At 68.6% G+C, this 25,277-nt stretch carries 24 protein-coding genes; 11 read left to right on the top strand and 13 right to left on the bottom strand.

The window, feature by feature from the left end:
* Window positions 1-12: 12 nt before the first annotated feature.
* Together FIV50_RS11680 and sdhC are read right to left on the bottom strand one after the other, a co-directional pair.
* The gene (locus FIV50_RS11680; RefSeq protein WP_140037575.1) at window positions 13-456 is read right to left on the bottom strand and encodes a succinate dehydrogenase hydrophobic membrane anchor subunit; all 444 of its coding nucleotides are present in this window, start codon (window positions 454-456) and stop codon (window positions 13-15) included.
* Window positions 456-890, bottom strand: a complete 435-nt coding sequence (gene sdhC, locus FIV50_RS11675; RefSeq protein ID WP_072591539.1) for a succinate dehydrogenase, cytochrome b556 subunit — start codon at window positions 888-890, stop codon at window positions 456-458. Before sdhC ends, FIV50_RS11680 begins: the two co-directional genes overlap by 1 nt.
* 179 nt (window positions 891-1,069) lie before the next feature.
* Between sdhC and FIV50_RS11670 the strand changes: the two genes are divergently transcribed.
* The 10 genes from FIV50_RS11670 to FIV50_RS11625 all read left to right on the top strand — a co-directional run bounded on the left by FIV50_RS11670 (window position 1,070) and on the right by FIV50_RS11625 (window position 12,578).
* On the top strand, window positions 1,070-2,185 hold the full coding sequence (locus tag FIV50_RS11670; protein ID WP_140037574.1) for a mannose-1-phosphate guanylyltransferase: 1,116 nt from the start codon (window positions 1,070-1,072) through the stop codon (window positions 2,183-2,185).
* 147 nt (window positions 2,186-2,332) lie between these two features.
* Window positions 2,333-3,445, top strand: a complete 1,113-nt coding sequence (locus tag FIV50_RS11665; protein ID WP_140037573.1) for a BMP family lipoprotein — start codon at window positions 2,333-2,335, stop codon at window positions 3,443-3,445.
* Between the two features lie 161 nt (window positions 3,446-3,606).
* Window positions 3,607-5,121, top strand: a complete 1,515-nt coding sequence (locus FIV50_RS11660) for an ABC transporter ATP-binding protein (RefSeq protein WP_140037572.1) — start codon at window positions 3,607-3,609, stop codon at window positions 5,119-5,121.
* Window positions 5,118-6,437, top strand: a complete 1,320-nt coding sequence (locus FIV50_RS11655; RefSeq protein ID WP_140037571.1) for an ABC transporter permease — start codon at window positions 5,118-5,120, stop codon at window positions 6,435-6,437. The genes FIV50_RS11660 and FIV50_RS11655 overlap by 4 nt, the downstream gene beginning before the upstream one ends.
* Complete coding sequence (locus FIV50_RS11650; protein ID WP_140037570.1) at window positions 6,434-7,720, top strand: ABC transporter permease; 1,287 nt, start codon at window positions 6,434-6,436, stop codon at window positions 7,718-7,720. Before FIV50_RS11655 ends, FIV50_RS11650 begins: the two co-directional genes overlap by 4 nt.
* Window positions 7,721-7,727: 7 nt before the next feature.
* On the top strand, window positions 7,728-8,126 hold the full coding sequence (locus tag FIV50_RS11645; RefSeq protein ID WP_042536471.1) for a cytidine deaminase: 399 nt from the start codon (window positions 7,728-7,730) through the stop codon (window positions 8,124-8,126).
* Window positions 8,123-9,415 carry a thymidine phosphorylase gene (locus FIV50_RS11640; RefSeq protein WP_140037569.1) on the top strand — a complete coding sequence of 431 codons (1,293 nt, stop codon included), beginning with the start codon at window positions 8,123-8,125 and terminating at the stop codon, window positions 9,413-9,415. The genes FIV50_RS11645 and FIV50_RS11640 overlap by 4 nt, the downstream gene beginning before the upstream one ends.
* Before the next feature lie 52 nt (window positions 9,416-9,467).
* The gene (locus FIV50_RS11635; RefSeq protein WP_140037568.1) at window positions 9,468-10,583 is read left to right on the top strand and encodes an adenosine deaminase; all 1,116 of its coding nucleotides are present in this window, start codon (window positions 9,468-9,470) and stop codon (window positions 10,581-10,583) included.
* A 3-nt stretch (window positions 10,584-10,586) separates the two neighbouring features.
* A complete protein-coding gene (locus FIV50_RS11630) occupies window positions 10,587-11,690 on the top strand; it encodes a polysaccharide deacetylase family protein (RefSeq protein ID WP_140037567.1) in 1,104 nt (367 codons plus the stop codon).
* A 30-nt stretch (window positions 11,691-11,720) separates the two neighbouring features.
* On the top strand, window positions 11,721-12,578 hold the full coding sequence (locus FIV50_RS11625) for a carbohydrate kinase family protein (RefSeq protein WP_140037566.1): 858 nt from the start codon (window positions 11,721-11,723) through the stop codon (window positions 12,576-12,578).
* A gap of 48 nt (window positions 12,579-12,626) precedes the next feature.
* Here FIV50_RS11625 and FIV50_RS11620 read toward each other — a convergent pair whose 3' ends face one another.
* From FIV50_RS11620 to FIV50_RS11585, 8 genes are all read right to left on the bottom strand, one after another.
* Entirely contained in the window at window positions 12,627-13,376 is a 750-nt protein-coding gene (locus tag FIV50_RS11620) for an alpha/beta hydrolase (RefSeq protein WP_140037565.1), read from the bottom strand.
* A gap of 48 nt (window positions 13,377-13,424) precedes the next feature.
* Window positions 13,425-14,729: a flavin-containing monooxygenase gene (locus FIV50_RS11615; RefSeq protein WP_140037564.1), complete on the bottom strand. Its 1,305-nt coding sequence runs from the start codon at window positions 14,727-14,729 to the stop codon at window positions 13,425-13,427.
* Window positions 14,730-14,814: 85 nt separating this feature from the next.
* Entirely contained in the window at window positions 14,815-15,972 is a 1,158-nt protein-coding gene (locus FIV50_RS11610) for a mannitol-1-phosphate 5-dehydrogenase (protein WP_140037563.1), read from the bottom strand.
* Complete coding sequence (locus FIV50_RS11605; protein ID WP_140037562.1) at window positions 15,972-16,403, bottom strand: PTS sugar transporter subunit IIA; 432 nt, start codon at window positions 16,401-16,403, stop codon at window positions 15,972-15,974. The genes FIV50_RS11610 and FIV50_RS11605 overlap by 1 nt, the downstream gene beginning before the upstream one ends.
* A 67-nt stretch (window positions 16,404-16,470) precedes the next feature.
* The gene (locus FIV50_RS11600) at window positions 16,471-18,105 is read right to left on the bottom strand and encodes a PTS mannitol transporter subunit IICB (protein WP_140037561.1); all 1,635 of its coding nucleotides are present in this window, start codon (window positions 18,103-18,105) and stop codon (window positions 16,471-16,473) included.
* The gene (ptsP, locus tag FIV50_RS11595) at window positions 18,102-19,727 is read right to left on the bottom strand and encodes a phosphoenolpyruvate--protein phosphotransferase (RefSeq protein WP_375137398.1); all 1,626 of its coding nucleotides are present in this window, start codon (window positions 19,725-19,727) and stop codon (window positions 18,102-18,104) included. The genes FIV50_RS11600 and ptsP overlap by 4 nt, the downstream gene beginning before the upstream one ends.
* Window positions 19,728-19,783: 56 nt before the next feature.
* Entirely contained in the window at window positions 19,784-20,065 is a 282-nt protein-coding gene (locus FIV50_RS11590) for an HPr family phosphocarrier protein (RefSeq protein WP_140037559.1), read from the bottom strand.
* Window positions 20,062-20,379, bottom strand: coding sequence for a PTS sugar transporter subunit IIB (locus tag FIV50_RS11585; protein ID WP_140037558.1), 318 nt, complete (start codon window positions 20,377-20,379; stop codon window positions 20,062-20,064). Before FIV50_RS11585 ends, FIV50_RS11590 begins: the two co-directional genes overlap by 4 nt.
* Before the next feature lie 165 nt (window positions 20,380-20,544).
* Between FIV50_RS11585 and FIV50_RS11580 the strand changes: the two genes are divergently transcribed.
* Window positions 20,545-22,467 carry a BglG family transcription antiterminator gene (locus FIV50_RS11580; protein ID WP_140037557.1) on the top strand — a complete coding sequence of 641 codons (1,923 nt, stop codon included), beginning with the start codon at window positions 20,545-20,547 and terminating at the stop codon, window positions 22,465-22,467.
* 8 nt (window positions 22,468-22,475) lie between these two features.
* Here the strand turns inward: FIV50_RS11580 and FIV50_RS11575 are convergent, their stop codons facing one another.
* From FIV50_RS11575 to FIV50_RS11565, 3 genes are read right to left on the bottom strand one after another with little or no spacing between them, the layout of a single operon-like run.
* Entirely contained in the window at window positions 22,476-22,739 is a 264-nt protein-coding gene (locus FIV50_RS11575; RefSeq protein ID WP_140037556.1) for an HPr family phosphocarrier protein, read from the bottom strand.
* A gap of 5 nt (window positions 22,740-22,744) precedes the next feature.
* Window positions 22,745-24,415 carry a phospho-sugar mutase gene (locus FIV50_RS11570; RefSeq protein WP_258184235.1) on the bottom strand — a complete coding sequence of 557 codons (1,671 nt, stop codon included), beginning with the start codon at window positions 24,413-24,415 and terminating at the stop codon, window positions 22,745-22,747.
* Window positions 24,412-25,245, bottom strand: a complete 834-nt coding sequence (locus FIV50_RS11565; RefSeq protein WP_140037555.1) for a purine-nucleoside phosphorylase — start codon at window positions 25,243-25,245, stop codon at window positions 24,412-24,414. The genes FIV50_RS11570 and FIV50_RS11565 overlap by 4 nt, the downstream gene beginning before the upstream one ends.
* Window positions 25,246-25,277 lie beyond the last annotated feature (32 nt).

Below are 25,277 nucleotides of genomic sequence, written 5' to 3'. Positions count from 1 at the left end.
ATGCCTTCTCTTCTACTTGACCAGCGTCTGGCACTGTTCCCACAGTGTGCTCGACTCGGTCACGCCGAGGCACGGGTCGAAGGTGAAGACGACCAGGGTGCCGAGGATGATGAGCAGGGCTGCGGCCAGGCCGAGGGCCCAGATCAGCGCCTTGCGAGCGGTGTTGTTCGTCACGTAGTCGTTGACGATCGTGCGCATGCCGTTGGCGCCGTGGATCAGCGCGAGCCAGAGCATGATGACGTCCCACCACTGCCAGAACGGCGTGGCGAACTTGCCGGCGATGAACGCGAAGTCCAGGGCGTGGATGCCCTCGCCCACCATCAGGTTGATGAACAGGTGGCCGAAGATGAGAACGACGAGCACGACGCCGGAGGCGCGCATGAAGAGCCAGCCCCACTTCTCGAGGTTGAATCCGCGCTGACGGCGGACAGGGGGTGCGACGGTCTGAGCGGTCATCAGTGTCCTCCTCCGAAGCCGGCGAACGCGAGCATCAGGTGGCGAGGCACGAAGCCGGCCATGATGATGCCCCACACGAGAAGCACGCCCCAGAAGAGCTGACGCTGGTACTTCGCCCCCTTCGACCAGAAGTCGACGGCGATGATGCGGAGACCGTTCATCGCGTGGAACACGATGCCGGCCACCAGCACGACCTCGCCGAGCGCCATGATCGGGTTCTTGTACGTGCCGATGACGGCGTTGTACGCCTCAGGGGAGACCCTGATGAGTGCAGTGTCGAGCACATGCACCAACAGGAAGAAGAAGATGGCGACTCCGGTGATGCGGTGAAGCACCCACGACCACATGCCTTCGCGACCCCGGTAGAGGGTGCCGCGGGGCGTCTTGGAAGTGGTTTCCGAAATCGACGGTGTCAAGCGAGCGCTTGTGGACACGGTCGTCCTCCCTGGATCGAAGTGACTCGGTCGCGTGCGGTGCGTCTTCCAAGCGTGAGCCTGCTGTCATCAGGCACGGCCGATCGGACACCATCCTATTCCCGTGAGGCGACCCCGGGCGACGAAGGGGAGCCTAAGTGTCTCGATGTCGAGACTTTCCGGGGCGCTACCCTTGCGGGGTGAGCCAACCCATCGAGAACTTCTACGCCGTGATCCCCGCCGGCGGAATCGGCAGCCGACTCTGGCCCCTCTCGCGTGCGGACGCGCCGAAATTCCTGCACGATCTCACAGGCTCGGGGCACTCGCTGCTGCGTGACACCTGGGACAGGCTGGAGCCGCTGGCCGGGGCCGACCGCATCGCCGTGGTCACGGGGCGGGCCCACCGCGCGGCCGTGGAGGCGGAGCTGCCCGGAATACCGGATCTGAATGTGTTCCTGGAGTCGGAGCCGCGCGAATCCGCGGCGGCGATCGGGTTGGCGGCCGCGATCCTGCATCGACGAGACCCCGACGTGATCATCGGCTCGTTCAGCGCCGACCACGTCATCCGCAGCACACGTGTGTTCGAGTTCGCCGTGCGTGACGCCGTCGAGGTCGCGCGGGAGGGATACATCTGCACGATCGGCATCTCCCCGACCGAGCCCGCGATCGGCTTCGGCTACATCAAGAGGGGAGCGGAGCTCGTGGTCGAGGGGGCGCGCGAGGCGGCCCTGGTCGAGAGCTTCGTCGAGAAGCCCGACCTCGACACCGCCAAGGCCTACTTCGCCGACCGCGGCTACCTCTGGAACGCGGGCATGTTCATCGCCAAGGCGAGTGTGCTGCTCGATGAGCTCGCCGCGAACGAACCGGCCCTGCACGCCGGGCTGCTCGAGCTCGCCGAGGCGTGGGACGACCGCGAGCGCCGCGGCCCCGCCGTGGATCGGATCTGGCCCGGGTTGAAGAAGATCGCGATCGACTACGCGGTGGCCGAACCTGCTGCGCGACGCGGGCGCCTCGCGGTCGTGCCCGGTCACTTCGATTGGGACGACGTGGGGGACTTCGCGTCCCTCACCAAGCTCATCAACAACGGTCGGAAGAACGACCTCGCCGTGCTCGGGCCGAAAGCCCGCGTGCTGTCGGATGCGGCCAGCGGCATCCTGGTCAGTCAGACCTCTCGCGTGATCAGCCTGATCGGCGTGAAGGACATCGTCGTGGTCGACACCCCCGACGCCCTGCTCGTCACCACCGTCGAGCACGCGCAACGGGTGAAGGGCGTCGTCGAGTCCCTGAAGCTGACCGGGCGGAGCGACGTGCTCTGATGAGCACGCTCGGTCGCTCATCGGCTGTCTTGGTTTCAGCTTTGTAACCATTCGCCAGCGCTTCGCCCTCGTGCATGCACAAAAGTCGAAACACTGGGTAACTTTGAGCGATCCGCGAGGGCCGCGGCACCGTTCAGGAGGCATGAGTTGACCATCTCCACCACCAAGAAGCTGCTCGGCGCGACCATCGCCGCTGGCGTCGTCTTCGCACTTGCCGGCTGCGGCCAGGCTCCCACCGAATCGGGCGGCACCGGCGGCGGCGAGGCCGACTCCGACTTCATCCCCTGCCTCGTCTCGGACGCGGGTGGCTGGAACGACAAGTCGTTCAACCAGTCCGCCAAGGAGGGCATGGACCGCGCAGCGGAGACTCTCGGCGTCGAGCCGATCGAGTTCGAGTCGGCCAACGACAACGACTACGCACCGAACCTCGAGACCGCTGTCTCGGAGGGCTGCTCGCTCATCGTCGCCGTCGGCTTCAAGCTCTCGGCCGCGACCGTCGAGTCCGCTCTCGCCAACCCCGAGATCGACTACGCGATCATCGACGACTACGCCGACAACGACTTCGACGGCACCACCGATGCTCCCAACATCAAGCCCCTCGTCTTCGACACGGCTCAGGCCGCCTACCTCGGTGGCTACGCCGCGGCCGGCTGGTCTGCCGCATCGGGCGTGAACAAGGTCGGCACCTTCGGCGGAATGCAGATCCCGTCGGTCGCCGTGTTCATGGACGGCTTCCAGCTCGGCGTCGAGAAGTACAACGAGGACAAGTCGGGCGCCGTCGAGGTCTTCGGCTGGGACGCCGCCACGCAGAAGGGCTCCTTCACCGGAGGCTTCGACGCGAACGACACCGCCAAGCAGACCGCCCAGGGCGTGCTCGACCAGGGTGTCGACGTGATCCTCCCGGTCGGTGGACCGATCTACCAGAGCGCTGCTGCGGCCATCGCCGACAGCGGCAAGGACACGCTGCTGGTCGGCGTCGACAGCGACCTCGCGGTGGCCGATGAGAGCGTGGCCGACGTCACCCTCTTCTCGATCATGAAGGCCATCGACGTGGCCGTCGAGGACGCGACCGTCGCCGCATCCGAGGGCGACTTCGACCCGGCTCCCTACATCGGCACGCTCGAGAACGAGGGCGTCAAGCTCTCGGGCTTCGGTGCCTTCGAGGGCGACCTGCCCGACGGGCTGCTCGACGAGATCACGGCTCTGCAGGAGCAGATCATCTCGGGTGACATCACGGTGGAGTCGGAGAACTCCCCGTAAGCAGTTCACATCCATGGCGGGGCGAGTGGTGCAAGCGGCCACTCGCCCCGCGCCGTGGACGGACGAAGACGACTGTTCGCGGCGCATCCGGGCGATCCCCGTACGATGCGCCGAAGATTCTTCGGACTCTTCTGGATGACACTTCTGGATAAGGTGCAGATATGAAGCTCGAACTTCGCGGTATCACCAAGCGGTTCGGAACCCTGGTGGCCAACGACCACATCGACCTGGTCGTCGAGCCGGGGCAGATCCACGCGCTGCTCGGCGAGAACGGTGCAGGCAAGTCCACGCTGATGAACGTCCTCTACGGGCTGTATCAGGCCGATGAGGGCGAGATCCTCCTGGACGACGTCGTCCAGCGGTTCCGCGGCCCCGGCGACGCGATGAACGCCGGCATCGGCATGGTGCACCAGCACTTCATGCTCGTCCCCGTGTTCACGGTGGCCGAGAACGTCATGCTCGGCCACGAGCAGACCAAGGGCCTGGGCACCCTCGACATCACGAAGGCGCGTGAGCACGTCCGCGCCGTCGCCGCCCGCTTCGGCTTCGACATCGACCCTGACGCGGTCGTCGGCGACCTCCCCGTCGGTGTGCAGCAGCGCGTCGAGATCATCAAGGCGCTCTCGCGCGACGCCAAGGTCCTGGTCTTCGATGAGCCCACCGCCGTGCTCACGCCGCAGGAGACCGACGAGCTCATGGGCATCATGCGTCAGCTCCGAGACGAGGGCACGGCGATCGTCTTCATCACCCACAAGCTGCGTGAGGTGCGCGAGGTCGCGGACACCATCACGATCGTCCGCCTCGGCCGCATCGTCGGCGAGGCGTCGCCCACGGCGACCAACGCCGAGCTGGCCTCTCTGATGGTCGGACGTGCGGTCGAGCTCACGGTGCACAAGGATCCGCCGCGACTCGGCGAGGGCGGCCTCGACGTCAAGGGCCTGCGCGTGCTCACCTCCGCGGGAGCCATCGTCGTCGATGGCATCGACTTCTCCGTGCGCCCAGGTGAAGTTCTCGCCGTGGCCGGGGTGCAGGGCAACGGCCAGACCGAGCTCGTCGAGGCCATCGTCGGCCTCGCGGCCAGGGTCGAAGGATCGATCACCCTCGGCGGCACCGAACTGGTCGGCAAGAGCGTGCGGGCCATTCTCGATGCCGGTGTCGGCTTCGTTCCGGAGGACCGCACCGAGGACGGACTCGTCGCGGGCTTCTCCGTTGCGGAGAACCTGATCCTCGACCGCACGGGCGACGAGGAGTTCAGCCGAGGCGGGACCATCCGCCGATCCGCGCTCGAGGACTTCGCCCGCGCACGGATCAGCGAGTACGACATCCGCACGCAGGGTCCGCACACTCCGGCAGGCACCCTCTCCGGAGGAAACCAGCAGAAGGTCGTGATCGCCCGGGAGATGAGCCGCGAGCTCAAGCTGCTCGTCGCCGCGCAGCCGACGCGTGGAGTCGACGTCGGCTCCATCGAGTTCATCCACAAGAGGATCATCGAGACGAGAGACGCGGGCATCCCCGTCGTGGTCGTCTCGACCGAGCTCGACGAGGTGGCGGCTCTCGCCGACCGCATCGCGGTCATGTACAGAGGCACGATCGTCGGGATCGTTCCCGGCGACACCCCGCGCGAGACGCTGGGACTGATGATGGCGGGCGCCGCCGAGGGAGAGGTGGCCGCATGAGCGGTACGACGCCACAGGGGAGCAGCTCGGCGGGCCAGGGATCCGCCGACCAGCTCTCGGTCAACACGACCACGACGATGCGCGATTCGGGCGCGGTTCCGCCTCCTCCTCGCGGCAACGTGATCCTGAAGGAGATGCTCCGAGGCAGCGCCGTCACGACGATCCTCGCGATCTTCCTCGCTCTGGTCGTCGGCGGCATCCTCATCGCCTTCACCAACGAGGACGTGCTGGAGGCCTCCGGCTACTTCTTCCAGCGTCCGAGCGACACCTTCGCCGCGATCTGGAACGCGGTCTACAACGGCTACGAGGCACTCGTCCGCGGAGCGATCTTCAACGCACGAGGCGCTGACTTCGCCGCCCAGATCCGTCCGCTGACCAACACGCTGGGCTTCGCCGCACCGCTGATCGCCGCCGGTCTCGGCGTCGCCCTCGCGTTCCGCGTCGGCCTGTTCAACATCGGTGCACGCGGTCAGATGCTGATCGGCGTCGCGGCTGCCGGTCTCCTCACCTTCCAGCTCGACCTGCCGTTCTGGCTGCACATCCCGGTCACCCTGATCGCCGGCATCGCCGGTGGCGCACTGTGGGGTGCGATCGCCGGTCTGCTCAAGGCGCGCACCGGCGCCCACGAGGTCATCCTCACGATCATGCTCAACTACGTGGCGTACTACCTGCTGCTGTGGATGATCCGCACACCCGGACTGCTGCAGAAGCCGGGCACGAACCAGGCCCTCGGCTACGCCACCCCTGAGAGCGCGCAGTTCCCCGAGCTCCTCGGGCCGCAGTTCCCGCTGCTCGATCTCGGGTTCGTGATCGTGATCATCGCGACCCTGTTCGTCTGGTGGCTGATCGAGCGCTCCTCGCTCGGAATGCGGATGCGCGCCGTGGGCGAGAACCCGCACGCCGCGCGCGCGGCCGGAATCAGCGTGCAGCGCGTCTACGTCTACGCCATGCTGCTCGCCGGTGCTCTCGCCGGTCTCGCGGGCATGAACCAGGTCCAGGGCGCGGTCACGACCGGCATCACCGAGACCATCGACGCCGGAATCGGCTTCGATGCGATCACCGTCGCCCTGCTCGGCCGCAGCCGCGCCTGGGGCACCTTCGCCGCCGGCATCCTGTTCGGCGCACTCAAGGCAGGATCGTTCTCGATGCAGGCGCAGGACATCCCCGTCGACATCGTGCTCGTCGTCCAGTCGCTCGTCGTGCTGTTCATCGCCGCGCCGCCTCTCCTGCGAGCCGTGTTCTTCCTTCCCAAGTCCGATGTGGAGAAGGCTGCCAAGGCGCGAGCCAAGGCCACGAAGAAGGCGGTGACCGCATGACCTCCCTCGTCCAGAGCGAAGCCGCCGACGGAACCGTGCAGCTCGCCACCGTGCGCGAGCGGCACCTGAAGGCGCCGATCGTCCTCGCCGCAGCCACCGTGCTGCTGGCGCTCCTGATCCTGCTCGTGCCGCGCAGCGGCACCAGCACCTTCCGGCTCAACGACCCGTCGTCACCGTTCGCGCTGCCCGATGTGGCGCTGCCGACGGGGCCGACCAGCTGGGTCGTCATCGTGATCCTCGCGCTGCTGTCGGCGCTCGCGTTCCTGCGGGCGTGGACGTACCGCAAGCCCTCGATCTGGCTCGTGATCGCCTTCAGCGTGATCGCCGTCTTCGGGTTCCTCGTGTGGGCGGGCGCCGGAGGTCTCGTGCCCGTCAGCAGCCTGCTGTTCGGAGCCGTCTCCCTCTCCGTCCCCCTCGTGTTCGGCGCCCTCGGCGGCGTCATCGGCGAGCGGGCGGGTGTGGTCAACGTCGCCATCGAAGGCCAGCTGCTCCTCGGAGCGTTCGCAGCCGCGCTGCTCTCGAGCGTCACCGGCAGCCCGTTCATCGGACTGCTGGGCGCCATGCTCGGCGGCGTGCTCGTCGCCGCCGTGCTGGCCGCGTTCGCGATCAAGTACCTCGTCGAGCAGGTGATCGTCGGTGTGGTGCTCAACGTGCTCGTCAGCGGTCTCACCGGCTTCCTCTACGGTGCGCTGCTCGCACCGAACGAGACCGAGCTCAACACTCCGGTGCGCTTCAGCCGCATCGAGATCCCGCTGCTCAGCGACATCCCGATCATCGGTCCGGTGCTGTTCAACCAGACGTTCATCGTCTACCTCATGTTCATCACCGTCGCCATCGTCGCCTGGGGCCTGTACCGCACGAAGTGGGGACTCCGCGTCCGCGCCGTCGGCGAGCACCCGCAGGCCGCAGACACGGTCGGCATCAAGGTCAACTCGACGCGCTTCTGGAACGTGCTGCTCGCGGGCGCGATCGCCGGCATCGGCGGTGCGTACTTCACGCTGGTGTCGGTGCCGCAGTTCGGAAAGGATATGACCGCCGGTCTCGGCTTCATCGCCCTCGCCGCGGTGATCTTCGGACGCTGGGATCCGATCCGCGCGACTCTCGCCGCGCTGCTGTTCGGCTTCGCCACGAACCTGCAGAACCTGCTGTCGATCCTCAAGACACCGATCCCCGGCGAGTTCATGCTGATGCTCCCGTATGTCGTGACGCTGCTCGCGGTCGCCGGTTTCGCCGGTCAGATCCGTGGGCCGGCGGCCAGCGGCAAGCCGTACATAAAGTCCTAGGAGAGACATGACTGACATCGACTGGGACGAGCTCCGCCAGGTCGCGACCGACGCCATGACCAAGGCCTACGCGCCGTATTCGCGATACCGGGTCGGAGCCGCCGCGCTCGTCGGCGACGGTCGCATCGTCGCCGGCTGCAACGTCGAGAACGCGTCGTACGGGGTGACCCTGTGCGCCGAATGCGCACTGGTGGGAGACCTGCACATGTCCGGCGGCGGCCAGCTCGTCGCCTTCGTGTGCGTGAACAACGACGGACAGACGATCATGCCCTGCGGCCGCTGCCGCCAACTGCTCTACGAGCACGCGATGCCCGGGATGCTGCTGGAGACCGTCTCCGGCATCCGGACCATCGATGAAGTGCTGCCGGATGCGTTCGGCCCCCGAGACCTGGAGGACGCCCGATGAGCGTTGAGCCCTTCGACGCCGTCGATGTGATCCGGGCCAAGCGCGACGGAGGTGCCGTGCCCGAGAAGGCGCTGCGCTGGATGGTCGACGCCTATACTCGCGGCTACGTGTCGGATGCGCAGATGGCGTCGTTCGCGATGGCCGTCTTCCAGCGCGGCATGGAGCGCGATGAGATCCGCGTGCTCACCGACGCGATGATCGCCTCGGGGGAGCGGATGAGCTTCGCGACCCTCGGCAAGAAGACCGTCGACAAGCACTCGACCGGAGGGGTGGGCGACAAGATCACTCTGCCGCTCGCACCGCTGGTCGCCGTGTTCGGCGTCGCGGTGCCGCAGCTCTCCGGCCGTGGACTCGGCCACACGGGCGGCACGCTCGACAAGCTCGAGTCGATCCCCGGATGGCGTGCCGCGCTCAGCAACGAAGAGATGTTCGCGCAGATGCAGGGCGATGTGGGCGCGGTGATCTGCGCCGCAGGTTCCGGTCTCGCTCCCGCCGACAAGAAGCTCTACGCGCTGCGTGACGTCACCGGCACGGTCGAGGCGATCCCGCTGATCGCATCGAGCATCATGTCGAAGAAGATCGCCGAAGGCACGGACGCCCTGGTGCTCGACGTGAAGTTCGGCTCGGGCGCGTTCATGCAGGACATCGATCGGGCACGCGAGCTCGCGCGCACGATGGTCGCGCTCGGCACCGACTCGGGCGTCGCCACGACCGCACTGCTCACGGACATGAACGTGCCCCTGGGGCGCGCGATCGGAAACGCCAACGAGGTTCGCGAATCGGTCGAGGTGCTGGCCGGCGGAGGCCCCGCCGATGTCCGCGAGCTGACGATCGCCCTGGCGCGCGAGATGCTCGCGCTCGCAGGACAGCCGGATGCCGATGTCGAGGCCGCTCTCGACGACGGACGCGCGATGGACGGCTGGAAGGCCATGATCCGTGCGCAGGACGGCGACCCGGACGCATCGCTGCCGACGGCACGCGAGACGCACGTGGTCACCGCCCCCGCCGACGGCGTGGTGTCTCAGCTCGATGCGCTGCCGTTCGGCATCGCGGCGTGGCGTCTCGGCGCAGGACGCGCGCGGGCCGAGGACCCGGTGATCTTCGAAGCCGGCATCGATCTGCACGCCAAGCCGGGCGACCGCGTCGTGGCGGGCCAGCCGCTGTTCACCCTCTCCGCCGCCGATGAGGCCAGGTTCCCGCGTGCCCTCGAGGCTCTCGAGGGCGCCTGGGCGATCGGTGACGATGCTCCGGCCACGGGGCCGATCGTGCGCGAGCGCATCACGGCCTGATCCGCAGACCGCTAGCCTGAACACAGCGAATCCGCGACCGAGAGGAATCCCCATGTCGATCGACGCGAACGGCGATGTCACCATCCAGGGGGCGTCTCTGCGAGGCCTGCCCAAGGTGTCGTTGCACGACCACCTCGACGGCGCAGTGCGCCCGTCGACCATCATCGAGCTGGCGGATGCGATCGGCGTCGATGTGCCGGAGTCGAACCCGGCCGCTCTCGGCAAGTGGATCGCGAAGAAGAGCGACTCGGGTTCTCTGGTCGAGTATCTCAAGACGTTCGATCTGACGACCGCCGTCATGCAGACGACGGAGGGACTGACCCGCGTCGCACGCGAGTTCGTGCAGGACCTCGCACGTGACGGAGTGATCTACGGCGAGGTCCGCTGGGCGCCCGAACAGCACCTCACCCGCGGTCTCTCGCTCGAGCAGGCCGTCGAGGCCGTGCAGCAGGGCATCGAGGAGGGCGAGGACGCCGCTGACAGCGACGGCCACAGCATCCGCGTCGGACAGCTGATCACCGCGATGCGTCACACCGACCGCTCTCTCGAGATCGCAGAGCTCGCGGTCGGGTTCCGCGGACGCGGAGCCGTCGGCTTCGACATCGCCGGCCCCGAGGACGGCTTCCCCGCCTCAAACCATCGGGCTGCCTTCGACTACCTCGCCGAGAACTTCTTCCCCGTCACGGTGCACGCGGGAGAGGCGGCCGGCCCGGCCTCGATCCGGTCGGCGCTCATCGACGGACGAGCCCTGCGACTCGGCCACGGCGTACGCATCGCCGAGGACCTCCACGTGATCACTCAGGAGGGCGACGAGGTGCAGGTGCAGTTCGGTGACCTCGCCCGCTGGGTGCGCGACCGCGAGATCCCGCTCGAGCTCTCGCCGTCGTCGAACCTGCAGACCGGCGCGATCGCGGCGTGGGGCGACACCCTCGCGGATCACCCGTTCGATCTGCTCTACCAGCTCGGCTTCGCCGTCACGGTGAACGTCGACAACCGCACGATGAGCGCGACCTCGCTCACCCGTGAGCTGTCGCTCCTCGTCGAGACGTTCGAGTACGACCTCGACGACCTCGAGACCTTCCAGTTCAACGCCGCGGCCGGAGCCTTCCTGCCGGTCGAGGAGCGCGAGGAGCTCGTGGAGATGATCGCAGACGGATTCGACATCTAGACAATGGCTTCCGGGGGGAAGCGACGCCGCATCGGCGTCGCACTGATCATCAGCGCCGTCATCGTGGTCGGGGCAGGCGCAGCGGCGGCGTACGCCTGGTCGACGCGTGCGCCGGAGGAGAGCGTTCCGCGCGCCGGCGCCGCCGTCATCGAGCGTCCGCTGACACCCGCTCAGCAGCTCCTCGCCGATGCCGACGACCCGCTGGCGTGTGCGGTGAGCTTCTTCGGCGACGGAGCTCCGGCCGAGCCCATGCTGCAGCGGCAGGACGCGCTCTACGCCGCTCTTCCGATACCGGCGCAGGACGGGCGCGTGTTCGCGGGGTGGTACACGACCGAGGCGGATGCCGCCGCATACACGGTCGCCGCACGCGTGAACGGTGCCGACCCCGTCGCCTGCGTCGATCAGCAGACCGAGCTGTTCGCCGGGTGGACGACCCCGGAGGCGAACGCCGCTGCCGACGTGCAGGTGCCGATCCTGATGTACCACCAGTTCACGACGAACCCGGACGGCGAGTCCGGGTGGCTGCGCGGCAACTACGCGTACATCGGCGACTTCGACGCGCAGATGGCCCACATCGCCACGACGGGCTTCTATCTCCCGACCTGGGACGAGCTCAGCGCGTTCATCGACGGCCGCCTCTCGCTGCCCGCCCGCTCGGTGATCATCACCGACGACGACGCCGACCAGACATGGTTCGACCTCGCGGTTCCGGTGATCGAGCGGAACAGGCTCCTGTCGACGTCGTTCATGATCACGGCCTACCGGCAGGATCCACCGCCGTCGATCTATGTGCTGCGCCGTTCGCACACCCATGACATGCACCAGGCCGGAGAGAACGGCAAGGGACGGATGACGAACTGGACGGCCGACGAGATCGCGGCCGACCTGAACGCGTCAGGGGACGTGCTCGGGGTGCGCGAGGTGATCGCGTACCCGTTCGGACACTTCAACGACACCGCGAAGCAGGGCGTCGCGCAGGCCGGCTTCGAGATGGCACGGACCATCGAACCCGGATACGTCGTGATCGGGACCGACAAGCTCGCGCTACCGGTCGTGCGCATCGACTACGGAATGGGCCTCGACTCGCTGATCAAGCGGATCGGCTGATCAAGCGGCCGCACGGGGCAGTATGGAGCCATGACCGCATCCGTCTTCATCGCTGGGCCGGCTTCCTGGAACTCCATCGTCGTGCTCGATCGTCTGCCGGAGCCCGTGCCCCACATGCAGTTCGCCGAGGACTCCTGGGAGACGGTCGGCGGCACGAGTGCAGGCAAGGCGCTCAGCCTCACAGCGCTCGGGCGCTCCACCCTGCTGTATGCGCTGAGCGCGGCGGACGAGCCGGGGGAGCGCGTGCGCGGCGCCCTCGGCCGGGCAGGAGTGAACGCTCTCTGGGGCCAGGGTGACGTCACTGAGCGCCACCTGAACCTCATGACCCGTCGGGGCGGGCGCGTGTCGCTCTACCTCGCCTCACCCTCGGCGACGGATGGTGTCGATGACGCCGCCCTGGTCGCTGCGATGCGAGAGGCCGATGCGATCGTGCTCGACCTCGCGGCGGAGCCCCTCCGGCTTCTTCCGGCGGCCAGAGCGACGGGGCGCCCGATCTGGGTCGACGTGCACGACTACGACGGTGAGGCAGACTTCCACCGGCCGTTCCTCGACGCGGCCGACGCCGTGTTCTGCAACGCCGACCGTCTCTCCGATCCCGTGGCCTTCCTGCGGTCGCGCATCTCGGCAGGAGCCTCGCTCGCTGTGTGCACGCTCGGTGCGGAGGGCGCTGTGGCGATCGATGCGGACGGGGTGGAGCACCGCGTGGCGGCGGCGCCCGTCGACGTCGTCGACACGAACGGGGCCGGCGATGCCTTCCTCGCGGGTGTGCTCGATGCCCGGCTCTCCGGCGCGGACGTGCCGTCGGCACTCAGCGCGGGTGCGCGGACGGCATCCGGGGTGCTCGGCACGCGGCACCTGCATCCGCTGCTCGATCCCCTCATCGTCTGACCGGGCGCGCTGAGACGCAGGGCGTCTGAGACGCGGAGCGAAGAGAAATCAGCCCTGGGGGAATGCGGCCATGAAGGGAATCAGGATCTCGGCGACCTCGGAGTGCATCTCGTCGTCCGTGATGGTCGGCGTCCCATCGCCCGCCTGGGGGCCGTAGTCGCCGAAGGATGCGTGGGATGCACCCTCGATCTCGATCATCTCGGCGCCGGCAGGAAGCAGATCGCGGGCCGCATCGATCTTCTCGGGCGTCGAGAGTCCGTCCTCGCTGCCCGAGATGCTCAGGACGGCGAGATCGGTGTCGGAGACATCGTTCGAGCAATACGACCCGAACAGCACGAGCGCCTCGGCGTCTGCGGCGAGCTGACAGGCGCGCACGCCGCCCAGCGAGTGACCGCCGATCGCCCACTCGTCGATGTCAGGGGCCGCAGAGGTGAAGGAATCCAGGCCGCGCAGGTCGAAGAACGCGAGGTTCAGCCACGGGCGGGTGATCACGACCGTCACGCCCTCCTCGGCGAGGCTCTGCAGGATGGCTGCGTACGCCCACGGGTCGACCTTCGCCCCGGGGACGAACACGAGACCCGTCTCGGACTCGCCGTCTGCGGGTGTGAGGACGATGCCCTGATCGGCGTCCTCGACGTGGATCGCGGGGTTCTCGCGGACGCTCGCCAGCGGTGCCTTCTCGGCGGGCATCACCCCGATCTGGCTCCAGGCGACGATGCCGCCGATTCCGAGCACGAGGACGGCGACGAGTCCCCAGACGATCACTTTCAGGACACGGCGTTCACGCTTCTTCTGCACGGGATCAAGGCTAGGGCCTGTGCATGTGAACGACCCCGGCGCCGGGCATCACGGACGCCGCCCCGTCGGGTCGTCCAGCGCGTGCTTCTCTCGGCGGACGGCGCCTCGGTAGGCGTCCTTGTTGACGTAGTAGGCCATGCGGTCGATGCCGAGGTAGCGATAACCGCCGGTGAGATCGGGCCACGGTTGCGATGTCACCCGGTCGCGGAACCGCGCCGCGGTGGCCGGAGCGTGCTCGACGGCGTCGAGGTAGGTCGCCAGCAGGTCGGCCTGCTCGTATCGTCCCTGCCATCCGATCCCGGACGCCTCGATCATGCCCATGACGTAGAGGCCGTTGAACGAGGCGGGGAAGATGTTCAGGAACAGCCGAGGAGCCGCGCCGCGCCAGTGCAGGTGCGTGCGGTCGACGAACGGATAATCGAGCGTGTAGCCGGTCGCGAGCAGGACCAGGTCGTAGTCGTCGGCTGTACCGTCGCGGAATCGCACGGTCGACCCGTCGAACCGGTCGACGTCCGGGCGGATGCGCAGGTCACCCTGGCCGAGGTGGTTGAGGATCATCGTGTTCACGATCGGATGGGATTCGTAGATGCGGTAGTCGGGCTTCGGGAACCCGAACCGCACCGGGTCGCCGGTGAACGCCCGCAGCACGCGACTGTCGACGGCCTGCTTGATGCGCGCGGGCAGCGGACGACCCTGGTTGAGCGTGTCGCTCGGTCGGCCGACGAGATAGCGCGGCACGAAGTAGTAGCCGCGACGCACGCTCATGTCGACCGACGCGGCGTGATGCACCGCATCGACTGCGATGTCGCAGCCCGAGTTGCCCGCGCCGATCAGGAGTACGCGCTTGCCGGCGAGCTGGGAGGGCGACCTGTAGGCGCTGGTGTGCATCAGCTCACCGATGAAGGCGCCCGCGAAAGCGGGGATGTTCGGCTCGGCCAGAGTGCCGTTCGCGAGCACGACGCCGGCGTACCACCGGGTCTGCTCGCCCTCGGGTCCGTCGCTGGTGAGGTCCCAGCCGCCGTCGCGGGGCTCGAGGCGGGTGACCCTCGTCTCGAACCGGAAGCGGCCGGTGAGCCCGAAATGGTCGGCGTAGTCGCGGAAGTACTGCCGTAGCACGCGGTGGCCAGGGTAATCGACCGTTGATCGCAGAGGGAACTCGGTGAACTCGGTGGTGGTGCGTGACGAGATCAGATGCGCCGACTCGTACATCGTGCTGCGCGGATTGTCGATGTCCCAGAGACCGCCGACCCCTGCGGATGCCTCGTACCCGTCGATGCTGATTCCGCGCCGCGTGAGCGCGCGGGCGGCAGCGAGTCCTGACGGCCCCGCGCCGATGACGGCGTATCTGTTCATGCTGCTCCCGCACCTCGCTGTGCACGCACCTGCGCCCTCCGCCGATCGTATCGGCAGAGGGCGCGGGTGATGCGTGCAGCGTAGCTCAGGAGGCGTGCAGAGCCGTCTGACGTGAGATCACGGCGTCGAGCACCGCAGGGAAGAGCGGATGCTCGGGATCCAGCCCCGTCGTGCGCGATGTGAAGGCGAGAGCGTCTTCGGTGCGCAGGGCCTCCTGCATCTCGACCGCCTGCTCGTCATCGGGCGCCTCGAACTCGAGCGCGGCGGTCACGGCGCCGACCAGGGCGATGGTCGACAGCCCTCGCTCGGCGGCCATCGCCGCGGGCCCGATGAAGCGTTCGTGCCGCGAGATCTTGCGCAGCGGCTGACGCCCGACGCGCTGCACGGTGTCGACGAGTGCGGGGTTGCGGAACCGCTCGAGGATCGTCGAGCGATACTGCGCGAGCTCCGCAGGGTCGAGGCCGTGTTCGGCGACCAGGACCGCGGAGGTCTCCTCGAGGGTGGCTGACACCCGAGCGGCGATGTCGGGATCCGCCAGCGCATCCGAGATGCGCTCGATCCCGGCACGAGCGCCGAAGTACGCCGTCGCGGCGTGCCCCGTGTTCACCGTGAAGAGCTTGCGCTCGATGTAGGGCGCGAGGTTCTCGACGAAATGCGCTCCGGGGATCTTCGGCAACGCGCCACCGAAGGCCTCCGACTCGATCGCCCACTCGAAGTACGGCTCGACGGTGACGTCCACTCCGCCGTCTGCGGGCTGCCCGGGCACGATACGGTCGACCGCGGTGTTCGCGAAGACCGCACGGGAGAGCAGCTCCTCCGCATCCACCCCTGCCGCCTTCTCGATCTCCGCACGGAGCGTATCGGTCGCGCCGATCGCGTTCTCGCAGGCCATCACCTGCAGCGGGGCGGCGCCGGCGGCGCGGCGGGCGAGACCCGCGACGATCGTCGGAGCAACGAAGCGCAGCACCGTCGGCCCGACGGCCGTCGTGACCACGTCGGCGGTCGCGACCTCGTCGGCGACGGCATCCGGATCGGTCTTGCTGTTCACCGCGCGGAAGCCCGTGACCACGTGATCGGTGCCGCCGGGGCCCGCCTCGTGCACGGTGTAGGAGTCGACGGCGTTGATCGCGTCGACCAGGGCGTCGGCGACGTCGGAGAACACGACCTCGTAGCCGCCCTCGTGCAGCAGCAGTCCGACGAAGCCTCGGCCGATGTTGCCGGCGCCGAAGTGGACCGCCTTCATCAGTCGTTCACCGCCGAGAGCAGGGCGAACAGCTCGTCGGGGGTCTGTGCGGCGTTGAGCTTCGCGACGTCGTCGTCATCGGAGAACAGGATCGCGATCTGCGAGAGGATCTCGAGGTGCTCGTCGCCGCGTCCGGCGATGCCGATCACGAAGGTCGCGGGCTCACCGGCCCAGTCGACACCGCCGTCGTAGCGCACGACCGAGAGACCCGATGCGAGGATCGCATCCTTGGTGTCGTTCGTGCCGTGCGGAATCGCCAGACCGTTGCCCATGTAGGTCGACACGGTCTCCTCGCGCTGACGCATCGCGTCGACATAGGCGGGAGTGACGGCGCCGACGGACACGAGGATGTCGGTCGCCTCCTGCAGAGCCTCCTGCTGAGTGCTGGAGCCTGCGTGGATGCGGACCTGGTCGAGGGTGAGAACGCTCATGGTGATTCCTTCTTTCTGAGAATGTGGGGGCGGGGCGGATGCCGTGGCATCCGCCCCGCCCGGTCTGTCACGCGTCGGAGTCGCGCTGCTCGCGCACCATCTCGACGACCTCTTCATACTTCGGAGAGTTCATGAAGTTGTCGACCGACACGTGGATCGAGTTCGGCGACTGCGCCTGCGCCCGGTCGGTCAGCTGCTGCTGGGTGATGACCAGGTCGGCGGTGCCGTCGAGGTTCGCGATGGCCTGGTTCGTGACGGTGACGCCCTCGACCCCTGCCTTCTTGAACTTGTTGCGCAGCACGCTCGCGCCCATGGCCGACGAGCCCATGCCGGCATCGCAGGCGAACACGATGTTCTCGATGCGGCGGTCGGTGGCGACACCTGCACCTGCACCGGCCGCACCCCCGGCCGCACCCGCGCCCGAGGAGGCACGCAGGGCGTCCATCGCGGCGGAGGACTTGCCCTTGTTCGCCTCGGTCTGTGCGATCGCGTCGCCGAAGCTGTCTCCCTCGGCCTCGAGGTCGCGCTTGCGCGAGGCGCGCAGGATGACTCCCGTGATGAGGAACGTGACGACGGCGGCGATGACGACCGACAGGTACACGACCAGCAGGTTGCCGACGCCCGGCCCGATCGCTGCGGCGGTCACGGCGATGATGCTGCCGGGAGCTGCCGGGAAGGCCAGGCCGCCGCCGAGCACCATGTTCGTGGTCACACCGGCTGCGCCACCCGCGATCAGAGCGAGGATCGTGGTCGGCTTGCTGAGGGCGTACGGGAAGTAGATCTCGTGGATGCCACCGAAGAACTGGATGATCGCCGCTCCGGGGGCGGATGCCTTCGCAACGCCGACACCGAAGAAGGTGAACGCGAGCAGCAGGCCGAGGCCGGGGCCGGGGTTCGCCTCGATGAGGAAGAGGATCGACTTGCCGGTCTCGGTGGCCTGCTCGATGCCGAGCGGGGTGAACACACCGTGGTTGATGGCGTTGTTGAGGAACAGCACCTTCGCCGGCTCGACGATGATCGACACGAGCGGGAGCAGGTTCAGCGCGACCAGCCAGTCGACCGCGCCGCCGAGGACCGCACTGATGCCGAGCATCACGGGACCGAAGGCGAAGAAGCCGAAGATCGCGAGGAGCATGCCCAGGATGCCGGCGGAGAAGTTGTTCACCAGCATCTCGAAACCGGGGCGGATCTTGCCGTCCCACAGCTTGTCCATCTGCTTGGTGATCCAGGCCGCGAGCGGTCCCATGATCATCGCGCCGAGGAACATCGGGATGTTCGTGCCGACGATGACACCCATCGTCGCGATGGTCGCCACGACTCCACCGCGCTCGCCGTAGACCATGCGGCCGGCGGTGTTGGCGATCAGGAGGGGCAGCAGGTAGGTGACCATCGGGCCGACGAGGCCGACATAGCCGAAGAAGTTGCCGTCGGCACCCTCGGCCACGGCGGTCATGGCCCCCTGCCAGCCGATGATGGCGGAATCGCCGCCACCGCCCACGAGCTCGGCGACCGGATACCAGTGCCACCCGAACGGACTGTCGACGCCGAAGAACCCGGCCGGGATGAACAGCATCGTGATGAATCCCCACGCGATGAACGCGGCGATGTTGGGCATGATCATGCCCGAGAGGAACGTGCCGAAGCGCTGCACGCCCGTTCGGAGGCCGCCTGCCTTCGTGGCTGCGGGTGACGTCGTCGTCATGATGTCGTCTCTTTCTGGTGAGGGGGATGGGTTGCCGCGGCGTCAGCCACGGCGAGGCGAGCACCGGCGGCGTCGTCGGCCGCCAGTGCGAGTTCGGCGAAGTTGCGGGCTTCGTCGAGAGTGTGCTGCGACAGGGTGTGCCGCACGTCCGCGAGGGCCGACGGCGCCATCGAGAGACTCGTCGCGCCGAGCCCCACGAGCACGACCGCGAGCATCGGGTCGGCGGCAGCCTCGCCGCAGATCCCGACCGGCTTGCCGAGTCGTGCTCCTGCCGCGCCGACCTCTCGCACGAGACGGAGCACGGCCGGGTGCCACGGGTCCTGGAACGAGGCGACCGAGCCGAGCATCCGGTCTGCGGCCATCGTGTACTGCGTGAGGTCGTTGGTGCCGATCGAGGCGAAGTCCGCGTGCGCGAGCACGCGGTCGGCGAGCAGAGCGCTCGCCGGAATCTCCACCATCACACCGGCGGTCTTCAGCCCGTACTCCCGGGCGAGAGAGGTGAAGTACTGGGTCTCCTCGACGGTCGCGACCATGGGCGCCATGACCCACAGGTCGGCCTCGGTGGCGGCATCCGCCTCAGCCAGCGCGGTGAGCTGCTCGCGCAGGATGTCCTCGCTCGCTCGGAGCGCACGCAGCCCGCGGAGCCCGAGCGCGGGATTCTCCTCGTGCGCGTCGTTGAGGAACGCCAGCGGCTTGTCGGCACCGGCGTCCAGCATCCTCACGACGACCTTCTGGCCGGGGAAGGCTGCGAGCAGCTCCCGATACGACTCGCGCTGCTGCTGCACCGTCGGTGCCTGCGCCGAGGAGAGGAACAGGAACTCGGTGCGGAACAGCCCGACGCCCTCAGCCCCACGTTCGACGGCATCTGATGCGTCTGCAGGTTTCCCCAGATTCGCCAGCAGCGGGATCCGAGTGCCGTCGGCGAGGGCGCCGGGGGTCAGTGGTGCGGCGTCCGCCGAGCGGCGGGCGGCTGCGCGCTGCTCGGCGCGCGCCTTCTCATCGTCGGACGGATCTAGGGTCACGATTCCGGCGGCGGCATCGACGATGACCGTGCTGCCGGTCGCGAGCCCGTCTGCGGCGGCCGCGCCGACGATCGCGACGATGCCCTTCTCGCGGGCGAGGATCGCCGTGTGCGAGGTGGGCCCGCCGTCGAACGTGACCAGGGCGAGCACCTGATCGAGGTTCAGCAGCGCGGTGTCCGCCGGGGCGAGGTCTCGGGCGACCAGGACGAACGGGTGCCCCGGATCGGGGACTCCCGGTGCATCGACGCCGCGAAGACGCGCGAGCACCCGCTGGGCGATGTCATCGAGGTCGGCTGCGCGCTCGCCGAGGTAGCCGCCGACGGCTTCGAGCGTCGCGCGGAAGCCCGCGAACGCATCGTGCACCGCCCATTCGGCCGTCGCGCCGTCATCGATTCGGGTGTCGACCTCGTCCTGCAGCGTCGGGTCCTCGGCGATCATCGCCTGAGCCTCGAGCACCTCCTGCGCCGAACCGCCCGCGGCCTCGCCGCGTGCGGTGAGCTCCTGGGCGACGGCGGCGACGGCCTCACGCACCCGTGCGCGCTCGGCGTCGACGCCCTGGGCGCTGGGAGTGTTGTCGGGAGCGGGCAGCGGCTCGGTCATCCGGACGACGACGCCCTGGGCGACCCCGAGACCGATCCCGACTCCTCTGAGCTCGCTCACGCGCCGGCGTCCTGGTCATGGTCGGTCGTGAGCAGCTCGGTGAGCGTGTCGAGCACGCCTTCGGCGGTGTCGCCCTCGGCGGTCAGCGTGACGTAGTCGCCGTGTTCGATCGCGAGCGCGATCACGCCGAGGATGCTGGCCGCGTTGACCGCCTTGCCCGAGTCCTTCGCGATGGTCACGGGAATCCCCGAGTCCTTCGCCGCCTGCGCGAACAGCTTCGCCGGACGAGCGTGGAGTCCATGGGATGAGCCGATGCGGACGGTGCGGGAGACGGTCATGATGTTCCTTTCGGGGTGTTCCTGGCGTCGGCGACGATCGACCGCGCCAGCGCCAGCGTGCGGGTGCCGTCGCGGTCGGCGAAGACGTCGTCGGGGAGCACGGCCACCCGAGCGGGGGCGGCCTGGCGGATCGCTTCGAGGCGATCGGCGAGATGAGGACCCACGAGGATCAGGTCGTGGTCGCTGCCGGCGACGGACTGCTCCATGCCGGCTGCGGCGTCCCAGTCGAGGCCGGCCTCGGAGGCCGCCCGGCGGAGTCGTTGCGCGACGAACGTGCTCGACGCACCGGCGCCGCACACCACGAGGATCTTCATCGATGCTCACCTTTCCTGAGAACAGTCTGGGAAGAGTTCGGGTGCGGTCGCCAACAGGTTCCTTTCCGCCCCTGCGGAACATCGGTTTCGGAGCGGGGCACCCTGCTTCCTGACATCATGGAAGTCACGTCAGGACAGTGCAGTCGGCACGGAGGAGGGAGCATCATGTCGCGACAGCGCCAGGACCAGCTCCTGTCATCCCTGATCCGACAGGAGAAGTGGGTGACGGCGGCGAATCTCGCCGACCAGCTCGGCGTCACCCCGCGCAGCATCCGCTCGTACGTCGCCGCCCTGAACGCCAGGACCGGAGCCGCGGATGCCGTCGAGTCGGGCCCCGCCGGGTACCGCGCCGGGTCGGGGGCTCGCAACGCGCTGCGCGCCCGGCAGAGCCGTGAGTCCGCTCCGCGCGACCGCCTGCACGGTCTCGTGCGCACCCTGCTCGATGTGCCGGACGGCGTCGACGTCTTCGCGACGGCCGATGCGCTGCACGTGAGCGAAGCGACTCTCGAGGCTGACCTCGCCCGCGTGCGTGCGCTGCTCGACGGCACCGATCTCACGCTCGAGAGAGACCGCGAGATCGTGCGTCTGCGCGGCAACGAGGCCGCACAGCGACGACTGCTGTCGCGGCTGGCGCACGACGAGATGGACGCCGCGTCGTTCCACCCCGAGACGTTCCGCCGCGCGCTCGCCGGAGGGGTCATCGCCGCGGATGCCGTGGGACCCTTCAAGTCCGAGCTGGTGCGCGAACTCGGCGAGCAGGGCTACTACGTCAACGAGCTCGCGATCTCCGACGTCCTTCTGCACATCGCCATCGCCGCCGAGAGGGTCGCCGCAGGGCATGCGCTCGAGTCGGGGCCCGCCGGCGCACGTGAGGAGATCCCGCGGGTCGGCGCCGTGATCGCCCGCCTCGCCCAACAGCACTTCTCGGTCACGCTCGGAGACGGTGACAGCGGCCATCTCGCGTCCCTCGTGCTCACCCGCATCGTGGCCCCGGGAGAGGATGCCGCGGGTGACGTCGCCCGCAGCGGTGTGGACCCGCGGGTCGAGGCCGCCGTCCGAGCCGAGATCGCGAGGGCGGCGGAGGACTTCCAGGTCGATCTGGTCGACGAGACGTTCGTGCTGCGCCTCGCCCTGCACGTGCAGAATCTGATGCGCCGAGCCGAGGAGAGCGCGCTGACCCGCAACCCGCTCACCCGCTCGCTCAAGACCTCGTATCCGATGATCTTCGAGGTCGCCGTCTCGATAGCCAGTGGACTGCACGACCGACTCGGCACGCCGATCCACGACGACGAGATCGCGTACATCGCCATGCACGTCGGCGGCCGGATCGAGCGCAGCCGCAAGGCGGAGTCGATCCTCACCGCGACCATCGTGTGTCCCGGCTACTACGAGCTCCACGAGCTGCTGCGCTCGAGCGTCGACCGCTCGCTGGGATCGGCGATCGAGGTGACCAGCGTCATCACCAAGGTCGACCCGGATTGGTCGTCGTTCGACACCGATCTGGTGCTCAGCACCATCGAACCGGGAGCGGCAGGCGATCGCTTCGTGCGCATCCAGCCGTTCCTCACGGATGCCGATGTCGATCGGATCCAGCAGGCCGCCGCCCGCGTCAGACGCGGCAGACGCCTGACCAGGCTCCGCGCCGAGCTCGCGCGCTACTTCGTCGCCGATGCTTTCGTCTACCCGCTGCCCGATGAGGGCGAGGACGCGATCATCCGGCGGCTGGGCGGGCTGCTCGTCGATGCCGGTCTCATCGGCGACGACTACGTCGACAACACGATCCTCCGCGAACGGATGTCGTCGACGGCGTTCACCGATGCCCTCGCGGTGCCGCACGCGCTCCAGATGACCGCGACGCGCACCGCGATCGCGATCGGCGTCGCCGACGGGTCGGCGGCCTGGGGGGAGGGGCGAGTGCAGGTGGTCGCCCTCGCCGCCTTCAGCGAGAGCGACCGCGCCGCTTTCCAGACCGTGTTCGAGCAGCTCGTCGAGGTGTTCAGCGAACGAGAGAGCGTGCAACGGATCCTCCGTCGAGGAACGACCTTCGAGGCGTTCCTCGATGAGCTCGTCGCCGTCATCGACGGCTGACGACCGCCTCAGGCCCGAGGATCCAGCACGCCGGCCAGAGTGTCGAGGACCGATTCGGCATCCGTCGACTCCGCAGTCTCGAGCACCACCGCGTCGCCGGGCGCGAGAGCGAGGTCCATCAGTGCGAGAACGCTGCTGAGGTCCACGACCGCGCCCGACGACGTGCGCAGAGTCACGGCGTGCGGGTGCGCCTGCACGAGCCTGACGAGCTCGGCGACGGGGCGCGCGTGCACCCCGTTATGGGCGCTGATCACGACATGTCTTCTCGGCATGCGGCCTACGAGCGTTCTTCCAGGAGCACACGCACCGCGGCCTCGAGCTCGCCGACCGTCGCACTGGCCCGCTCCGCGGAGTCGGCGGTGGCGTCGATGTAGACCTTGAGCTTCGGCTCGGTGCCACTCGGACGCACGATGATGCGCGAGCCGTCTGCGAGCCTGTAGCGCAGCACATCGCCCGACGGTCGACCCTCGTCGGCGTGCAGCAGATCCTCCGCCGAGGCGATGAGGTGGCCGCCGAGCTGCTGCGGCGGGAGGGTGCGCAGCGACAGCATCACACTGCCGATGACCGAGAGGTCGTCGACGCGAACCGACACCTGTCCGCTGGCGAAGTGGCCGTAGGTGTCGCCCAGTTCCGACAGCAGGTCGGCCAGCGACTTGCCCCGCTCGTGCGCTTCGGCCGCGAGACCGAGAACCGCCACGGCGGCCGAGATGCCGTCCTTGTCGCGCACGGTCTCGGGGTTCACGAGGTAGCCGAGGGCCTCCTCGAATCCGAACACGATGCCGGGGGCCCGCGAGATCCACTTGAAGCCCGTCAGCGTCTCGTGGAAGTCGAGCCCGTGGTGCGCGGCGACGGCGCCGAGGCCGGGGGAGGACACGAGCGAGCACGCCAGCGAGGCGCCGGGAGTGCCCGCCGCCGCTCTGGCGGCTCGAGCGCCGAGCAGCAGCCCGACCTCGTTGCCGGTGAGGCGTCGCCATCCGTTCTCCGACGACGCATCCGGAATGGCCACGGCGAGGCGGTCGGCATCCGGATCGTTCGCGATGATGAAGTCCGCCTGCACCCGACGCGCCCGAGCGAACGACAGGTCCATCGCCCCCGGCTCCTCCGGGTTGGGGAACGACACGGTGCGGAACGTCGCGTCGGGCTTCAGCTGCTCCTCGACGACCATGGGCTGCGGATATCCGGCGGCCGACACGATCTTCGACAGCGTCTCCCAGCCGACCCCGTGCATCGCGGTGTAGACCCACCGCAGGTCCGAGGCGCCCGCAGGCGCCGGAGCGATCGCGGCTGTCGCGGCCACGTACGCCTCGACGACGTCCTCACCCGCCGTCTCGTAGTCGGTGGAGCGAGGCAGGGCCGAGACGTCATTCGCGTCGGCGACGCGCTGGATGTGCGCGGCGATCTCGGCGTCGGCGGGTGCGACGATCTGCGAACCCTGGTCGGCGCCGCCCAGGTAGACCTTGTAGCCGTTGTCGTTCGGCGGGTTGTGCGACGCCGTGACCATGACACCGGCATCCGCTCCCAGGTGGCGCACCGCGAAGGCGAGCACCGGCGTCGGCAGCAGCCGCGGAAGCAGGATCGCGCGGAGTCCGGCACCGGCGAACAGCTCGGCGGAGTCGGTCGCGAACACCCGGGAGTTGCGGCGTCCGTCATAGCCGATCACGACCGTCGGCGTGCCGCCGTGCGACTTCTCGCGCAGGTAAGACGCGAAGCCCGCGGCCGCCTGCGCGACGAGCACGCGGTTCATGCGGTTGCTGCCGGCCCCGAGCGCCCCGCGGAGCCCTGCCGTGCCGAATGCGAGCCTCGTGCTGAAGCGGTCGTCGAGGTCGGAGGCAGCCGCCTCGTCACCGGCCGCCGCTCTCGTGATGACCGCGGCCAGTTCGTCGCGGGTCTCGTGGTCAGGGTCCTGTCTCATCCAGGCGCGCGCCTGCGCGAGGCGCTCGTCGTTCACAGCGCCTCGACCACTCGTGCCAGCAGAGCCGAGATCACCGGCTCCGCCTCGCGGCCCGCCTCGATGACCTCGGCGTGGCTGAGCGGCGTCTTCTGGATGCCGGCCGCGAGGTTGGTGATGAGCGAGAACCCGAGGATCTCCATGCCTGCCTCGCGCGCGGCGATCGCCTCGAGGGCGGTGGACATGCCGACGATGTGGCCGCCGATGTGCTTCGCCATCTGCACCTCGGCGGGCGTCTCGTAGTGCGGGCCGCGGAACTGCGTGTAGACGCCCTCATCGAGCGAGGGATCGACGCCGCGGGCGATGTCACGCAGACGCTGCGAGTAGAGGTCGGTGAGGTCGATGAAGGTCGCGCCCTCGAGGGGCGAGTCGGCGGTGAGGTTGATGTGGTCGCTGATCAGCACCGGCTGACCGGGGGTCCAGGTCTCGCGGACGCCTCCTGCGCCGTTCGTGAGCACCATGATCTCGGCGCCCGTCGCCGCAGCGGTACGCACCGAGTGCACGACACGACGTACGCCGTGGCCCTCGTAGTAGTGGGTGCGGGCGCCGATGACGAGCACGTTCTTGCCATCGGGGGTGCGGATGCTGCGCAGGGTGCCGACGTGGCCCTCGAGAGCGGGCTTCGAGAAGCCGGTGACCTCGGTGGCGGGGATGGTCGCTGTGGTCTCGCCGATGATGTCGGCGGCCTTGCCCCAGCCGCTGCCGAGGGTGAGGGCGATGTCGTGCTTCTCGACTCCGGTCAGGCGCGCGATGTCGGCGGCTGCGGCGGCTGCGATCTCGAACGGGTTCGCATTCGGGTCGTCGAGGGGGTTGCTGTGTGTTTCGGACATGGATCCACTCTAGGAAGGTGCAGGCTCGGGGG

Source organism: Microbacterium foliorum (genome assembly GCF_006385575.1).
Lineage (GTDB): Bacteria > Actinomycetota > Actinomycetes > Actinomycetales > Microbacteriaceae > Microbacterium > Microbacterium foliorum_B.
This window is presented reverse-complemented; position numbering and strand designations above follow the sequence as displayed.

What these genes read in the sequence shown, in the direction of transcription:
- FIV50_RS11650 (WP_140037570.1), top strand. Translation starts at nt 6,434, where the DNA reads ATGACCTCCCTCGTCCAGAGCGAAGCCGCCGACGGAACCGTGCAGCTC.
- ptsP (WP_375137398.1), bottom strand. Translation starts at nt 19,727, where the DNA reads ATGACCGAGCCGCTGCCCGCTCCCGACAACACTCCCAGCGCCCAGGGC.
- FIV50_RS11575 (WP_140037556.1), bottom strand. Translation starts at nt 22,739, where the DNA reads ATGCCGAGAAGACATGTCGTGATCAGCGCCCATAACGGGGTGCACGCG.
- FIV50_RS11635 (WP_140037568.1), top strand. Translation starts at nt 9,468, where the DNA reads ATGTCGATCGACGCGAACGGCGATGTCACCATCCAGGGGGCGTCTCTG.
- FIV50_RS11585 (WP_140037558.1), bottom strand. Translation starts at nt 20,379, where the DNA reads ATGAAGATCCTCGTGGTGTGCGGCGCCGGTGCGTCGAGCACGTTCGTC.
- FIV50_RS11645 (WP_042536471.1), top strand. Translation starts at nt 7,728, where the DNA reads ATGACTGACATCGACTGGGACGAGCTCCGCCAGGTCGCGACCGACGCC.
- FIV50_RS11600 (WP_140037561.1), bottom strand. Translation starts at nt 18,105, where the DNA reads ATGACGACGACGTCACCCGCAGCCACGAAGGCAGGCGGCCTCCGAACG.
- FIV50_RS11630 (WP_140037567.1), top strand. Translation starts at nt 10,587, where the DNA reads ATGGCTTCCGGGGGGAAGCGACGCCGCATCGGCGTCGCACTGATCATC.
- FIV50_RS11680 (WP_140037575.1), bottom strand. Translation starts at nt 456, where the DNA reads ATGACCGCTCAGACCGTCGCACCCCCTGTCCGCCGTCAGCGCGGATTC.
- FIV50_RS11565 (WP_140037555.1), bottom strand. Translation starts at nt 25,245, where the DNA reads ATGTCCGAAACACACAGCAACCCCCTCGACGACCCGAATGCGAACCCG.
- FIV50_RS11625 (WP_140037566.1), top strand. Translation starts at nt 11,721, where the DNA reads ATGACCGCATCCGTCTTCATCGCTGGGCCGGCTTCCTGGAACTCCATC.
- FIV50_RS11660 (WP_140037572.1), top strand. Translation starts at nt 3,607, where the DNA reads ATGAAGCTCGAACTTCGCGGTATCACCAAGCGGTTCGGAACCCTGGTG.
- FIV50_RS11615 (WP_140037564.1), bottom strand. Translation starts at nt 14,729, where the DNA reads ATGAACAGATACGCCGTCATCGGCGCGGGGCCGTCAGGACTCGCTGCC.
- FIV50_RS11610 (WP_140037563.1), bottom strand. Translation starts at nt 15,972, where the DNA reads ATGAAGGCGGTCCACTTCGGCGCCGGCAACATCGGCCGAGGCTTCGTC.
- FIV50_RS11580 (WP_140037557.1), top strand. Translation starts at nt 20,545, where the DNA reads ATGTCGCGACAGCGCCAGGACCAGCTCCTGTCATCCCTGATCCGACAG.
- FIV50_RS11590 (WP_140037559.1), bottom strand. Translation starts at nt 20,065, where the DNA reads ATGACCGTCTCCCGCACCGTCCGCATCGGCTCATCCCATGGACTCCAC.
- FIV50_RS11640 (WP_140037569.1), top strand. Translation starts at nt 8,123, where the DNA reads ATGAGCGTTGAGCCCTTCGACGCCGTCGATGTGATCCGGGCCAAGCGC.
- FIV50_RS11605 (WP_140037562.1), bottom strand. Translation starts at nt 16,403, where the DNA reads ATGAGCGTTCTCACCCTCGACCAGGTCCGCATCCACGCAGGCTCCAGC.
- FIV50_RS11655 (WP_140037571.1), top strand. Translation starts at nt 5,118, where the DNA reads ATGAGCGGTACGACGCCACAGGGGAGCAGCTCGGCGGGCCAGGGATCC.